Annotated in this window: 10 protein-coding genes; 5 read left to right on the forward strand and 5 right to left on the reverse strand. The window is 62.1% G+C overall.

Annotation, left to right across the window (positions count from 1 at the left end; genetic code table 11):
- Nucleotides 1-50: 50 nt before the first annotated feature.
- On the reverse strand, nucleotides 51-1,442 hold the full coding sequence (locus CP49_RS29925) for an MFS transporter (RefSeq protein ID WP_057853726.1): 1,392 nt from the start codon (nucleotides 1,440-1,442) through the stop codon (nucleotides 51-53).
- Nucleotides 1,443-1,571: 129 nt separating this feature from the next.
- On the opposite strand from CP49_RS29925, the gene ggt reads away from it, so the two are divergent.
- A complete protein-coding gene (gene ggt / locus CP49_RS29930) occupies nucleotides 1,572-3,314 on the forward strand; it encodes a gamma-glutamyltransferase (protein WP_057853727.1) in 1,743 nt (580 codons plus the stop codon).
- 267 nt (nucleotides 3,315-3,581) lie between these two features.
- Entirely contained in the window at nucleotides 3,582-4,478 is an 897-nt protein-coding gene (locus tag CP49_RS29935) for an SDR family oxidoreductase (protein WP_057853728.1), read from the forward strand.
- A gap of 29 nt (nucleotides 4,479-4,507) precedes the next feature.
- Here the strand turns inward: CP49_RS29935 and CP49_RS29940 are convergent, their stop codons facing one another.
- A complete protein-coding gene (locus CP49_RS29940) occupies nucleotides 4,508-5,173 on the reverse strand; it encodes a glutathione S-transferase family protein (RefSeq protein WP_057853729.1) in 666 nt (221 codons plus the stop codon).
- A gap of 153 nt (nucleotides 5,174-5,326) precedes the next feature.
- Between CP49_RS29940 and CP49_RS29945 the strand changes: the two genes are divergently transcribed.
- The 3 genes from CP49_RS29945 to panE all read left to right on the forward strand — a co-directional run bounded on the left by CP49_RS29945 (nucleotide 5,327) and on the right by panE (nucleotide 7,742).
- Entirely contained in the window at nucleotides 5,327-5,935 is a 609-nt protein-coding gene (locus CP49_RS29945; protein ID WP_057853730.1) for a DUF2239 family protein, read from the forward strand.
- 105 nt (nucleotides 5,936-6,040) lie between these two features.
- Nucleotides 6,041-6,673 carry a 2-hydroxychromene-2-carboxylate isomerase gene (locus CP49_RS29950; RefSeq protein WP_057853731.1) on the forward strand — a complete coding sequence of 211 codons (633 nt, stop codon included), beginning with the start codon at nucleotides 6,041-6,043 and terminating at the stop codon, nucleotides 6,671-6,673.
- A gap of 145 nt (nucleotides 6,674-6,818) precedes the next feature.
- Nucleotides 6,819-7,742: a 2-dehydropantoate 2-reductase gene (panE, locus tag CP49_RS29955; protein ID WP_057853771.1), complete on the forward strand. Its 924-nt coding sequence runs from the start codon at nucleotides 6,819-6,821 to the stop codon at nucleotides 7,740-7,742.
- A 151-nt stretch (nucleotides 7,743-7,893) separates the two neighbouring features.
- Here panE and CP49_RS29960 read toward each other — a convergent pair whose 3' ends face one another.
- The 3 genes from CP49_RS29960 to CP49_RS29970 all read right to left on the reverse strand — a co-directional run bounded on the left by CP49_RS29960 (nucleotide 7,894) and on the right by CP49_RS29970 (nucleotide 12,508).
- Complete coding sequence (locus CP49_RS29960) at nucleotides 7,894-8,475, reverse strand: c-type cytochrome (RefSeq protein WP_057853732.1); 582 nt, start codon at nucleotides 8,473-8,475, stop codon at nucleotides 7,894-7,896.
- Nucleotides 8,476-8,559: 84 nt separating this feature from the next.
- Nucleotides 8,560-9,822 carry a PQQ-dependent sugar dehydrogenase gene (locus CP49_RS29965; RefSeq protein WP_057853733.1) on the reverse strand — a complete coding sequence of 421 codons (1,263 nt, stop codon included), beginning with the start codon at nucleotides 9,820-9,822 and terminating at the stop codon, nucleotides 8,560-8,562.
- Nucleotides 9,823-10,243: 421 nt separating this feature from the next.
- Nucleotides 10,244-12,508: a DUF2235 domain-containing protein gene (locus CP49_RS29970; RefSeq protein WP_057853734.1), complete on the reverse strand. Its 2,265-nt coding sequence runs from the start codon at nucleotides 12,506-12,508 to the stop codon at nucleotides 10,244-10,246.
- Nucleotides 12,509-12,594 lie beyond the last annotated feature (86 nt).

Genomic DNA, 12,594 nt, shown 5'->3' on the forward strand with positions numbered 1-12,594 from the left:
GGGTGTTCGCAAACTCAGCTTACCCCTGACCACCTGCCACCCCATAGGATCTACGAATTCTCCCTCACGCGCACCAGCAGCGCGAGGCCTGCAACGAAGAACACCACCAGCATCGCCATGCCGGCCTTCTGGCTCGCGGTAACAGCGGTGACCGCGCCGATCAGCAGCGGGCCGATGAACGAGGTAACCTTTCCCGTCAGCGCGAACAATCCAAAATACTGGGCGATGCGATCTTTCGGCGCGAGACGGATCAGCAGCGTGCGCGACGCCGCCTGCAGCGGACCGCCGGCCGCGCCGATCAGGCACCCGAGCACGAGATAAGCGCGCTCGGCCGCGCCGGAGAACAGCGCGCCGCCCGGCACCGGCGGGTCGACCTTTACGAACAGGATCGAATCCTTGTCGACCAGCAAAATGGCACCGAGCGCAAACAGCAGGATCAGCAAGCTGCCGGCGATGACGCGCTTGGGCCCGAGTTTGTCGTCGAGCTTGCCGCCGAGCCACGCGCCGAATGTGCCGGCGATGGCCAGCAGAATTCCAAACGTGCCGATCTGGATCGTATGCCAGCCGAAAGTGCCGGCGGCGTAGATGCCGCCGAAGGCAAACAGCGACACCAGCCCGTCGGTGTAGATCATGTTGGCGAGCAGGAATGTCGCCACCGATTTCTGCTTCGGCAGTTCGCCGAGCGTGCGCTTGAGTCCGCTCAATCCTTCGTGCAGCGCCTCGCGGATCCGGCGCTTCGCCGGATAATCCGGCGTGAACAGGAACATCGGTGTCACGAAAATGATGAACCAGATGCCGGTCAGCGGCCCGGTGATACGATCGCCCTGATGGCTGACCGGGTCGAGGCCAAACAGCGGCGCCAGGCCGAACAGTGTGCGGCCGGTTTCGGGACTGGCGGCGAGGAAGCCGAGCACGAGGATGAGGCTCAGAATGCCGCCGATATAACCAGTGGCCCATCCGGTGCCGGACAATCGTCCGATCTTGTCCGGCGGCACCAGCGTCGGCATCATCGCATTGTTGAAGACGGTGGCGAATTCGACACCCACGCTTGCGATTGCATAGGCGAGCAACAGCGGCGGGATGACGCTCGGATCACCCGGCTTTCCGAACCACATCAGGCAGGCGCCGATCACCAGCAGCGTGCCGAAGCCGGCGATCCACGGTTTGCGGCGGCCGCTGGCGTCAGCGATCGCGCCCAGCACCGGCGACAGCAGCGCGATCATCAGACCAGCAGCCGCGGTGGCGAATCCCCACAGCGCCTGCCCGCTTGCCGGATCGGGCGCGACGAAGCCCGCGAAATAGGGCGCGAACACAAAAGTGGTGATCAGCGTGAAATAAGGCTGCGCCGCCCAATCGAAGAAGATCCAGCTCATGACAGCGGCGCGGCCCGGATATTGCTGCGGTATTTTGGCGTCAATTGCCTCGGAAGCGATCACCGCCATGCCGGATATTTCCTTCAAAAGTGTCGCGAGGCGTTTTGCCTGTCAGATCCGAACCCATATAGCATGCGTCACCGACGCTCGGGGGATGTTGCCGAGCGTCACACGCACTCCAACTGCGGCGGATTTTCGATGGCGGTCTTTTCAATCCGGTGGCGCCGAGTAGCTGCCACACTCGTACTTGCATTTGTCTGTGGGACGACGGCCTTTGCGCAGGAACGCCGCTTTTACTCGCCCCCCGATCTCTCCACCGTTCGAGCCATTGCCGCCGAGCATGGCATGGTGGTGGCGCAGGAAAGGCTCGCCGCGCAAGTCGGCGCCGATGTCCTGAGGCAGGGCGGCAACGCGGTCGACGCCGCGGTCGCGACCGGCTTTGCCCTTGCCGTCACCTACCCGCGTGCCGGAAACATCGGCGGCGGCGGCTTCATGGTGATTCATTCGGCCGGACGCAATGAAGCCGTCGCCATCGATTATCGCGAGACCGCGCCATCAGCGATCACGCGCGATATCTTTCTGGGACCGGACGGCAAACCCGATAGTGACAAGTCGCGCAGTTCCGCGCTTGGCATCGGCGTGCCCGGCACGGTGGCCGGATTGGCGCTGGCGCTGGAGAAATACGGCTCGGGCCGTTTCACGCTCGCGCAAATCCTCAAACCTTCAATCGAACTGGCGCGCGACGGCTTCGTGGTCGCCGACGACATGGCCGACACTCTGTCGGATATGTACCGGAGGATGGGACGCTGGCCGAATTCGGCGAAGGCGTTCACCCGCGGCGATGGCACGCCATTGAAAGAAGGCGACCGGCTGATCCAGGCCGATCTCGCGGCAACCTTGTCGGCAATTGCCGATCAGGGAGCGCGCGGATTTTATGAGGGGCCGGTCGCCGAACGGCTGGCAAAGGCCGTCCGCGATGCCGGCGGCCTCATGACGGCGGACGATCTCAGATCCTATCAGGCGATGATCCGCAGCCCGGTGCGCGGCACTTATCGCGGCTACGACATTGTGTCGATGCCGCTGCCCTCCTCCGGCGGCACGGTACTGCTGCAGTCGCTGAACATTCTCGAGGGGTTTCCGATGCCTGATATGAAGCAGGGCTCCGCGCCTTCGCTGCATGTCATGATCGAAGCCATGAAGCGCGCTTATGCAGATCGCGCGCGCTACCTCGGCGATCCCGCCTTCGTCAATGCGCCGGTCAATATCCTGACCACCAAGGATTACGCGGCGAAGCAACGCGCCAGCATCGACCTTGCACGCGCAACCCCGGCGGCCGATGTGTTGGCGGTGAATCCGCGCGAGGGCAGCAACACCACGCATTATTCGATCGTCGACGCCAGCGGCAATGCGGTGAGCAACACCTACACGCTGAATTTTCCCTATGGTGTCGGCCTGGTCGCCGAGGGGACGGGCGTGCTGCTCAACAACGAGCTCGACGACTTTACCGCCGCGCCCGGCGCATCGAACGCGTTTGGCCTCGTCGGTTTCGAAGCCAATCTGCCCGGCCCCGGTAAGCGGCCATTGTCGTCGATGTCGCCGACCATAGTGCTGAAAGACGGCAAGCCGGTGCTGGTCACGGGTTCGCCGGGCGGCAGCCGGATTATATCGGCGGTGCTGCAGATCGTGGTCAACGTGCTTGACTACAACATGGATGTCGCCGCCGCCGTGGCGGCCCCGCGGGTCCATCATCAATGGATGCCCGATGAAGTGCGCGTCGAACGTGGCTTTTCCGACGAGGTGTTGGCCGAGCTCAAGGCGAAAGGTCACAAGGTCATCGAGCCGCTCGGCCAGACCTCCGCAAATTCGATCTCCGTCACGCCGAACGGCCTGCGTGGCGCGCCCGATCCGCGCACAAGAGGCGCGGCTGCGGTGGGGCAATGAGGACAGGTACTCGTGAGGGACGCACCGGCGGATAGGTTCCCTCCCCCCTTGCGGGGGAGGGCTAGGGAGAGGGGTAGCCGCTTGCTCGACTGTCTGACGAACAGCATGGACAATGCTCTCAACCTCGTCGATCGTCTCGGAGGGTCGTTGATGCAGGATCGCGTTTTGGCTGCCGTTAGCGCTCGTGGCTTACCCCTCTCCCCAACCCTCCCCCGCAAGGGGGGAGGGAGCCCAATCAGTGTGCCTGCATAACTGGAGGCTCTCATCATGACATCTCTCAAAGACAAGACGCTGTTCATCTCGGGCGCCAGCCGCGGTATCGGTCTGGCGATTGCGCTACGTGCCGCGCGTGACGGCGCCAATGTCGCGATTGCGGCGAAGACCGCTGAGCCGCATCCGAAACTCAAGGGCACCATCTACACCGCGGCGGAAGAGATCCGCGCCGCCGGCGGCAAGGCGCTGCCGGTGCTGTGCGACATCCGCGACGAGGCGCAGGTGATCGCGGCGATCGAGCAGACCGTCGCCGAGTTCGGCGGCATCGATATCTGCGTCAACAATGCCAGCGCCATCAGCCTGACCAATTCGCAAGGAACCGACATGAAACGGTTCGACCTGATGATTGATATCAACACCCGCGGCACCTTCATGGTGTCGAAATATTGCATCCCGCATCTGAAGAAGGCGGCCAACCCGCACATATTGATGCTGTCGCCGCCGCTCGACATGAAGACAAAATGGTTCGAGCATTCCACCGCCTACACGATGGCGAAGTTCGGCATGAGCATGTGCGTGCTGGGCCTGTCGGGTGAACTGAAATCCGCTGGCGTCGCCGTCAACGCGCTGTGGCCGCGCACCACCATCGCGACCGCCGCGGTCGGTAACCTGCTCGGCGGCGAGGCCATGATCCGCGCCAGCCGCACGCCCGAGATCATGGGCGACGCTGCGCACGCGATCCTGACCAGGCCGGCGCGGGAATTCACCGGGCAGTTCTGCATCGACGACAAGGTGCTGTACGCCTCTGGCGTCAGGGACTTTGAGCACTACCGCGTTGATCGCTCGGTGCCATTGATGTCGGACTTCTTCGTCCCCGACGACGATGTGCCGCCGCCCGGCGTCACCGTGCAGGCGCTGCCCTCGGTTGGGGCGGCGCAGACGCCGCGATAGGCGCCTTGGGAGGAGCAGCCGTGAAGCGGTCAGCGCCCGACCACGTACGGCCCGCCCTTTTCCAGCGCGCGTGCATAGGCCGGGCGGGCATGAATGCGTTCGAGGAACGCCATCGCTTTGGGATGGCCTTGCTCCAGTCCGCCGCGCGCGGCGGCGGCTTCCAGCGGAAAGCTCATCTGGATGTCGGCGCCGGTGAATTCATTGCCAGCGAACCACTCGCTCTTGGCGAGTTCGCTCTCCCAGTAATCCATGTGCTGCCGGAGCTGCGGATTAACCAAGGTGGTCAAAGCCGTGTTGGAGACCTTGCGCACCAGCGGGCGCAGCAGGGCCGGCGCGCGCTTCGGCATCAGCGTGAACAACAGCTTCAGGAGCAGCGGCGACATCGCGGAACCTTCCGCATAGTGCAGCCAATAGGTGTAGCGCAGCCGCTCCGGCGTGTTCGGCGGCGGAATCAGGCGGCCGTTGCCATAGGTGCCGATGATGTATTCGCAGATCGCGCCGGACTCGGCGATGGTGTTGCCGTTGTCGATAATGACGGGCGATTTGCCGAGCGGGTGGATGGCGCGCAGCTCCTTAGGCGCCCGCATGTCCGGCTGGCGCTGGTAGCGGACGATCTCGTAGGGGACGCCGAGCTCTTCGAGCAGCCACAGCACACGCTGCGAGCGGGAATTGTTGAGATGATGCACCGTCAGCATGGCCGTCCCCTTCAATTGGCGCGCCGTTGGTGCCAGCCGGGCGGCGGAAAGTCGAGATGGCCTTAGCCGTCGCTATATATTTACCCGGGTGATATTGACGTCCCGTTTTATCCGGGTAAATATAGGCTGACGAAAAATCCAGAGTTTGCTCCAATGGTTGAACCTACCCGCCCCCAATTCACGGCCTTCATCGGCCCGCAACGCCTTGCCAGCGGCCCGCTCGCCGAGGTCGCAATTGCGGTCATGAATGCCTCGCGAAGACCCGCGGCGCCGCCGATCATCATATTTGCTGACGCCACCGGCCAGCCGATCGATCTCGATCTTCGCGGCACCGAGCGCGACGTCATTGCCCGTTTGCCGCAACCGGCCCCGCATCCGGAAGGCGCGATTGAACAGACCGCGGCGGCGGAGTCGCGCGGGCGCGGGCGTCCCAAGCTCGGCGTCGTCGCGCGCGAAGTGACACTGTTGCCGCGCCATTGGGAATGGCTTGGGACGCAGCCTGGCGGCGCATCGGTCGCGTTGCGAAAGCTGGTGGAAGAAGCGCGCCGGGCCAATGGCGATGCGGATCGCACCCGCGCGGCAAGGGATGCCGCCTATCGCTTCATGTCCGTGATGGCCGGCAATCTCTCCGGCTTCGAGGAAGCGTCGCGGGCGTTGTTCGCCGATGACCGGCGGCGATTCGTCGGGCTCGTCGCCGCCTGGCCCGACGATATCCGCGATCACGTTGTCAAGCTCGCCTTCAGCGATCGCGCCGAGCCATAGGCGCGGCGTTGCCGACCGATTCGGCGGCTGATATGACGCGGGGCTATATTCCACAATATTACGATCGTCATAATACCGTGGACGCGCCGCCTGCCTTGCGCCACAATGCGCCAAAACATCAGGGAGACTGCTGTGAGCACAAATCCGCAATTCCTGTTCGATTTCGGCAGCCCCAACGCGTTCCTCAGCCACGAAGCGATTCCGGCGATCGAAAAGCGCACCGGCGTGAAGTTCGAATATGTGCCGATCCTGCTCGGCGGCATCTTCAAGGCCACCAACAACAGGTCGCCCGCGGAAACGCTCGCCGGCATCAAGAACAAGCGCGAATTCTACGCACTGGAGACCGAGCGCTTCCTGAAACGCTTTGGGGTCAAGCCCTATGTCTGGAACCCGTTCTTCCCGGTAAACACGCTGAACCTGATGCGTGCGGCGGTGGCGGCCCAGCACGAAGGCGTGTTCGAGAAATATGTCGAGGCCGCGTTCCATCACATGTGGGTCGAGCCGAAGAAAATGGATGACCCCGAAGTCGCGGCAAGGGCGCTGGCCGCGTCCGGCCTCGACGCCGCCAGGCTGCTGGCGCGCTCGCAGGACGCCGACGTAAAGGCCAGGCTGATCGAGAACACCCAATCCGCCGTCGAGCGCGGCGCGTTCGGCTCGCCGACCTTCTTCGTCGGCAAGGAAATGTTTTTCGGCAAGGAGCAACTGCGCGAGGTCGAGGAAATGATCGCCGGGAAATAGCCGCCCGGGTTCGACTGTTTGGCGAGAAGTGGTAAAGAAGCGAATGGTGAATAGCGAGTGGTAGAATTGATATGTGAAGTCCCTATTCGCCATTCCCTGCTCGCCACTCGCCCATGCCAAGACCAACAACAAAGGAAGCTATCGCATGCGTATTCTCGTGGTTGGCGCCGGCGCCATCGGCGGCTATTTCGGCGGCAGGCTGCTTCAGGCTGGAAACGATGTGACGTTCCTGGTCCGGCCGAAGCGCGCTTCCGAACTCGCAAGCGCTGGTCTCGTCATCAAGAGTCCCGCCGGCGACGTGACGCTGAAGAGCCCGCCGACAGTGCAGGCCGACAAGCTTGCCGAGAAATTCGACGTCGTGCTGTTGAGCTGCAAGGCGTTCGACCTGGAAGACGCGATCAGGTCTTTTGCCCCCGCGGTCGGCCCACAAACTGCGATCATCCCGCTGCTCAACGGCATGCTGCACCTCAACGTGCTGGACCAGAAGTTCGGACCCGACCGCGTGCTCGGCGGTCTCTGCGCGATCGCGGTGACGCTCAATGACGCCCGCGAGGTGGTCCAGCTCGCGCCGATGCAGTCGCTTAATTTCGGCGAGCGCGACGGCTCCCTATCGGAGCGGGTGCGTGCGATTGCGCAAGTGTTCGACAGCGGCAAGTTCGGCGCCGCGGCCAGCGAACACATCATGCGGGACATGTGGGAGAAGTGGGTTTTCCTCGCCTCGCTGGCGGCATCGACCTGCCTGATGCGCACTTCGGTCGGCAACATCCTGGCGGTGGCTGGCGGCAAGGATTTTCTGCTCGGCATGCTCGATGAATGCAGCGCGATTGCAAAGGCGTCGGGTTATGAGCCGACCGGCCCGTTCTTCCAGCGCACCAGCGGCTTGTTGACGACCGAGGGCTCGCCGATGACCGCCTCGATGTTCCGCGACATCAAAGCGGCCCTGCCGGTCGAGGCCGACCATGTGGTCGGCGATCTCGTCGCGCGCGCCGACGCCGCCAAGATCCCGGTGCCGAAACTGCGCATCGCCTACACGCACCTCAAGGCGTATGAAAAGCAGCGCTCCGCGTAGTCAGCTAAAGCACTCTCCGTCGTCCCTGCGAACGCGGGGATCCATAACCACGGGCCGTAGTTGCTGAACGAAATCGAACGACGGGCACTTCCTTAAATTGCGCTTTCGCGGCGTATGGGTCCCTGCGCGTTCGCAGGGACGACGAAGGACGTCAGAGATACGCGAGAAAATGCGCGAGCGCTTCGATCTCTTCCTCGCTGAGGGGATAGGCGACATCCGCCATCGCGGCCATGGCGCCGCCGGATCGCATACCCGATTTGTACTCGCGTAGCGCCTTGACGAGATATTCCTCGCGCTGGCCAGCGATGCGGGCAACCCCCTTGGTGCCGGCGTAGCTATCGGTGTGGCATGAAGCACAGCGTCGCCCGGCGGCAGCTTGCGCGCCCTTTTTCGAAAGCTCGGGATTGTCATCGGGTTTGGGCGCTTTCGGCGGTTCAAGCGAAGCGAAATAGGCGCCGAGGTTGCGGATGTCCTCGTTATTGAGCTGCTCGACGATCGGCTGCATCTGCTCGTTCTTGCGGGTCCCGGCGCGAAAAAACACGAGCTGCCACTGAATGAACTGGTCGGGCTGCGCCGCCAGCGAGGGAATGTTCTCGATCTGCGAAATGCCGCCTTCGCCGTGGCACCCGACACACAGTTCGGCCTTGACCTTGCCGGCGGCAACATCGGCGGCGTGCGCGAATGGTCCGCAGATCGTGAAAGCCAGCAGCGCGCCAACCATTGCACTTCGCATTTCAATTACTCTCCGCCGCGGCCCAAACAGCAAAGGCCGCGGTCGCTCGGTCCCGAGCAGCCGCAGCCTCTGCCAATTCACGCTCTACTTCTTGCTGTAGCTGATGCGATAGATCGCTCCTGCCCAGTCGTCGGCCACGAGGATCGAACCGTCCTTGTCCAGGATGATATCGTTCGGACGGCCGAGATAGCCCTGGTCGCCTTCGAGCCAGCCGGAGGCGAAGATTTCCTGCTTGGCGTTCTTGCCGTCGGCATCGACGATGACGCGCTTGATCCGGGCGCCCTGGTATTTATGCCGATTCCAGGAGCCGTGCTCAGCGATCAGGATGTTGTTCTTGTACTCAGGCGGGAATTGATTGCCGGTATAGAACTTCATACCCAGCGGCGCCACGTGCGCGCCCAGATTAACGACGGGCGGCGTGAATTCAGAGCATTTGTGACCCATGGCGAATTTCGGGTCCGGCATATCGCCCTGATGGCAATAGGGATAGCCGAAATGTTCGCCGATCCTGGAGATCATGTTGAGCTTGTCGCTCGGCATGTCGTCGCTGATCCAGTCGCGGGCGTTTTCCGTGAACCAGTATCGCCCCGAGCGCGGATCGATGTCGCCGCCGACGCTGTTACGGACGCCGAGCGCCCAGATCTCGGCATTGCCGGTCTTGGGATCGACGCGGCGGACCTGCGAGACGCTGGTCGGGGGGATGCCGATGTTGAAGGGAGGTCCGAACGGCAGGTAGAACCAGTCATCCTTGTCGACCGTGATGTATTTCCAGCCGTGCGCGATGTAAGACGGCATGTCGTCATACACGACCTTGCCGGCGCCAAGATTATCGAGATTGGCTTCGGCGTTTTCGTATTTGATCAGCTTGTCGACCGCGATGACGTAGAGCGCGCCATCGAGAAAGGCGAGGCCGGTCGGCATCTTGAGGCCCTTGAGGATGGTCTTGACCTCCTTCTTGCCGCCATTGTCCTTGATCGCATAGACATTGCCGAGGTCGAACGAGCCGACAAACAGCGTGCCCTTGTCGCCCCAGGCCATCTGCCGCGCGGACAGTACGTTGGATGCATAGACTTCGATCTTGAAGCCGTCCGGCAGCTTGATCTTTTTCATCAGTGCCGCCAGTTCCGCTTCCGAGGCGCCGGTCGGCGGCCCGGATGGCGGAGCGAGGCCCTTTTGTTCTTCGGTCTCGTCGCCGAGGAACCAGTCCGGCGGCGGGTTGGTCCAGAAGTCCTTGGAGCCGGACTCGTATTTCTTCAAGGCCTTCTGCTGCGCGTCGGCCTGGCTGGCCCCCGCGACAACGAGGACGGCTGCGAGCGCAAGAATGGATCGATTGAAAGCCGATTTCATCGCGTCACTCCCTATGCAGCCTGGCGGCTGCGCCTGTTATTATTTTGAAACGTTCGAGAGACGAACTTGGTCTGGTGAAATGGAACAGACTAAAAATGGTAGCACATACTTTGGGGCAAAGAAGCGCAGGCTGCGCCGCTCCGCGACGTCAAAGCAAATTGTGAGACGGATTGATAACTGGCCGCGTTCGATGCGCGTTTGCTTGCGCCCGTTGCATCGCAATATTCCTCGAGAGCGGAGCTCGCCGAGGTGGGCGGGCTTCCACAGGAGGGACAGATCGTGCGCGTGTTCGTGCTCGGTGGGACAGGCTCGATCGGCTTCGCAGTGGTGCGGGAAGTGGTGGGCGGAGGCTTGATGTGTTTAGCCTGGTGCGATCCCGCACATCCGCTTTGAAGCTCAGCACGCTCGGAGCCTGGCCGGCCTATCGCCGCTTCACCGTCAGTTTCGCCGCGCCTTTATTGTTTCGATAAAAGAGATCATAGAGCCCGGGAATGCCGAGCACGGCGTCGTTGACGAAGATGAACAGTTCGCCTTCGCGGGTTGGCTTGATGGTGGCTTCGATCACGGAATCGGTAGGATCAGGATCGAGAGAAGTCTCTTCCCCGCCGACGTCGCCATAGCGCAGAACGATCCGGAACCAGTCCTTGGTCAATTCGCGGCGCAGCGGCACTCCGAGGCCGAGCAGGATTCGCTGATTCCAGCTCGGCTGGTCAGTGGGTGAGAAGCCGCCGAACGGGACTTTGATAGCGGCATCGTACCATGGCTCCGACGGCACCGGCTCGACCTTCACCATGTATCTGGCTCCGCCGCCATCGAGATGAATGCCGGTCGGCTTGCAGAGGTCCGACGTCTTGAACTCGACGGGCTGCGCAACCGTTTCGCCCTTGGCAAGACCTTTCGTTCCCGCGCTCGGTGTGCAGGTAAAACCGGCAACATCCTGGACGTTGTAGAGCAGGCGGTTGACCAGGGCCAACCCGAGATAGACGAACAGCAGGGCAAAGAATGCAGGCGCCCATCTGCGCTTTATCCCCTCATGCAGTGCAATGTAAAACTTGTTGCTGCGAAGCCGGTAGACGAAATTTTTGGGCAGGCCCGACGGCGCAGAAGCAGTTTTTCGCCAGATCGCCCCCATGCGGTCGTCGATGCGCGCTGCTATTCGCATTCCCCACAGGTTGAGGAACGCGACCAGGCCAGCAAGCAGCAGGAAGGAAAACGGCGCGCGGGCATAGCCGTCGACCCACGTAGACGCGAAGTCCGGCAGAAAAGCCCCGACGAAGCGAATGATGTCCGAGACCCATCGGATCGGGCTCGTGAATTCGTCGGAGCGCGTGGCGCCGCTGATCAACGGAAAGGCCAACAGCCAGGCGGTGGCGCCGGCGGTAGCGAAATAGACCACGCGTCGTTTCCAGATTTCGTTCCAGACATGCTCCTGTGCGTCCGCGCGCTTCTTGGCCGCATCGCTGGTCTCGAACTCATACTGATCCGGCGTGACGATCTCGCCGTCGGCCTTCACGACGTCGTAGACGGCAGGCAGGCCGATGGGCGCGTAGGCGTGCGCATGGCTCTTGATTCGCCTGAACACGCCCTCGTGGATCTTCGGACGTTCGACCGTGACTTCGTCGTCTTCCTTTTTCGCGTATCTGTAATTGCAAAGCTGAACGAGCTTTCGTGGACCGTAACGGTAATAGGCGCCGAGGCCCGCGCGCGGATTGTATATTCGTCCGTCCTTGTCCGCTCTCGAAATGGCATTCTTGAACGCATCGGGATCGGCGGGTGGATCGCCGGTGTCGGACTTGAATTTCAGACCGCAGCGCTGCGCTTCGTTGAGCATCCAGATCAACGGAATGTAGGCCAGCGCATCATCCGGATACCCGCCGCCTACATTGGAATGCACGCCTGCGAACCAGACCTGGCTAATTTGCTCATCAGCGATGTGGCGCTTCCGGTTTGGATCGAATTCCGATGGCGGAATGATTTTTTCGTCCCACAACTCCGGATGAAACGTGGTTCGTGCTTCGTCAAGCGAAAGCGCCTGGCATGCGCGCAGGACGCATTTACGATTCAGCGCGTGATTGGGAAGTTCGAGCGGAACGATCCACCGGCTGACACCTCGCGTCATCTCGGCCATCGGCAGGCCATAGGCGGCGACCGTATCCCACACACCCACGAAGCGGATGTATTTGACCGTGCGATTGTCGCGCTTGTCGTACTTGATCGGGAAGAGGAAGTTGCGAATGGCCCGGTACCAGTCCTCGGGATGCCAGGGCCACACAGTATGGTAGCGCTCGCTGCGGTATTTCCGGTAGGCCGCGATGGCTTTCTTGTCGAGTTCGCTTTCGTTGTCGGCGGACACAAGGCCTTGATTGAGAATCAGCCCGATGACGACGCGGATCGTGAATGCGCCGCGGCTGAAGCCGAAGCCATAGAGGTTGTCGGTTTCGTCCTTGTAGTTGCGGCACGCGAATTTGTAGATGTCGACGACGTTCCGTTTCAGGCCAAAGCCGAATGCGCCCCCAAGGATCGCCAACGGCTTGAATGTCGAAGTGCCGACGCCATCGTCGTAGAAGGCGACCTGATCGTTTCCAGAAAGATCCAGCGCCTCAAAGGTGCGCCAGACGTTCGTGCGCCAGACCTTGGCCGCGGAATTGCCGGTGCCGTCGGACAGCAAAACAATGTTTCGGCCCATGAAATTGCCCCGCCGGGTGATGAAACGACCCTACAATCTCTGGTCTCAGAGCATTGCACGCCCCCCTCGAACGAAAAGAGAGCTGG

Source organism: Bradyrhizobium valentinum (genome assembly GCF_001440405.1).
In the GTDB taxonomy this organism is placed as follows: domain Bacteria; phylum Pseudomonadota; class Alphaproteobacteria; order Rhizobiales; family Xanthobacteraceae; genus Bradyrhizobium; species Bradyrhizobium valentinum.

What these genes read in the sequence shown, in the direction of transcription:
- CP49_RS29940 (WP_057853729.1), bottom strand. Translation starts at nt 5,173, where the DNA reads ATGCTGACGGTGCATCATCTCAACAATTCCCGCTCGCAGCGTGTGCTG.
- CP49_RS29960 (WP_057853732.1), bottom strand. Translation starts at nt 8,475, where the DNA reads ATGCGAAGTGCAATGGTTGGCGCGCTGCTGGCTTTCACGATCTGCGGA.
- CP49_RS29945 (WP_057853730.1), top strand. Translation starts at nt 5,327, where the DNA reads ATGGTTGAACCTACCCGCCCCCAATTCACGGCCTTCATCGGCCCGCAA.
- CP49_RS29950 (WP_057853731.1), top strand. Translation starts at nt 6,041, where the DNA reads ATGCGCCAAAACATCAGGGAGACTGCTGTGAGCACAAATCCGCAATTC.
- ggt (WP_057853727.1), top strand. Translation starts at nt 1,572, where the DNA reads ATGGCGGTCTTTTCAATCCGGTGGCGCCGAGTAGCTGCCACACTCGTA.
- CP49_RS29970 (WP_057853734.1), bottom strand. Translation starts at nt 12,508, where the DNA reads ATGGGCCGAAACATTGTTTTGCTGTCCGACGGCACCGGCAATTCCGCG.
- CP49_RS29925 (WP_057853726.1), bottom strand. Translation starts at nt 1,442, where the DNA reads ATGGCGGTGATCGCTTCCGAGGCAATTGACGCCAAAATACCGCAGCAA.
- panE (WP_057853771.1), top strand. Translation starts at nt 6,819, where the DNA reads ATGCGTATTCTCGTGGTTGGCGCCGGCGCCATCGGCGGCTATTTCGGC.
- CP49_RS29935 (WP_057853728.1), top strand. Translation starts at nt 3,582, where the DNA reads ATGACATCTCTCAAAGACAAGACGCTGTTCATCTCGGGCGCCAGCCGC.
- CP49_RS29965 (WP_057853733.1), bottom strand. Translation starts at nt 9,822, where the DNA reads ATGAAATCGGCTTTCAATCGATCCATTCTTGCGCTCGCAGCCGTCCTC.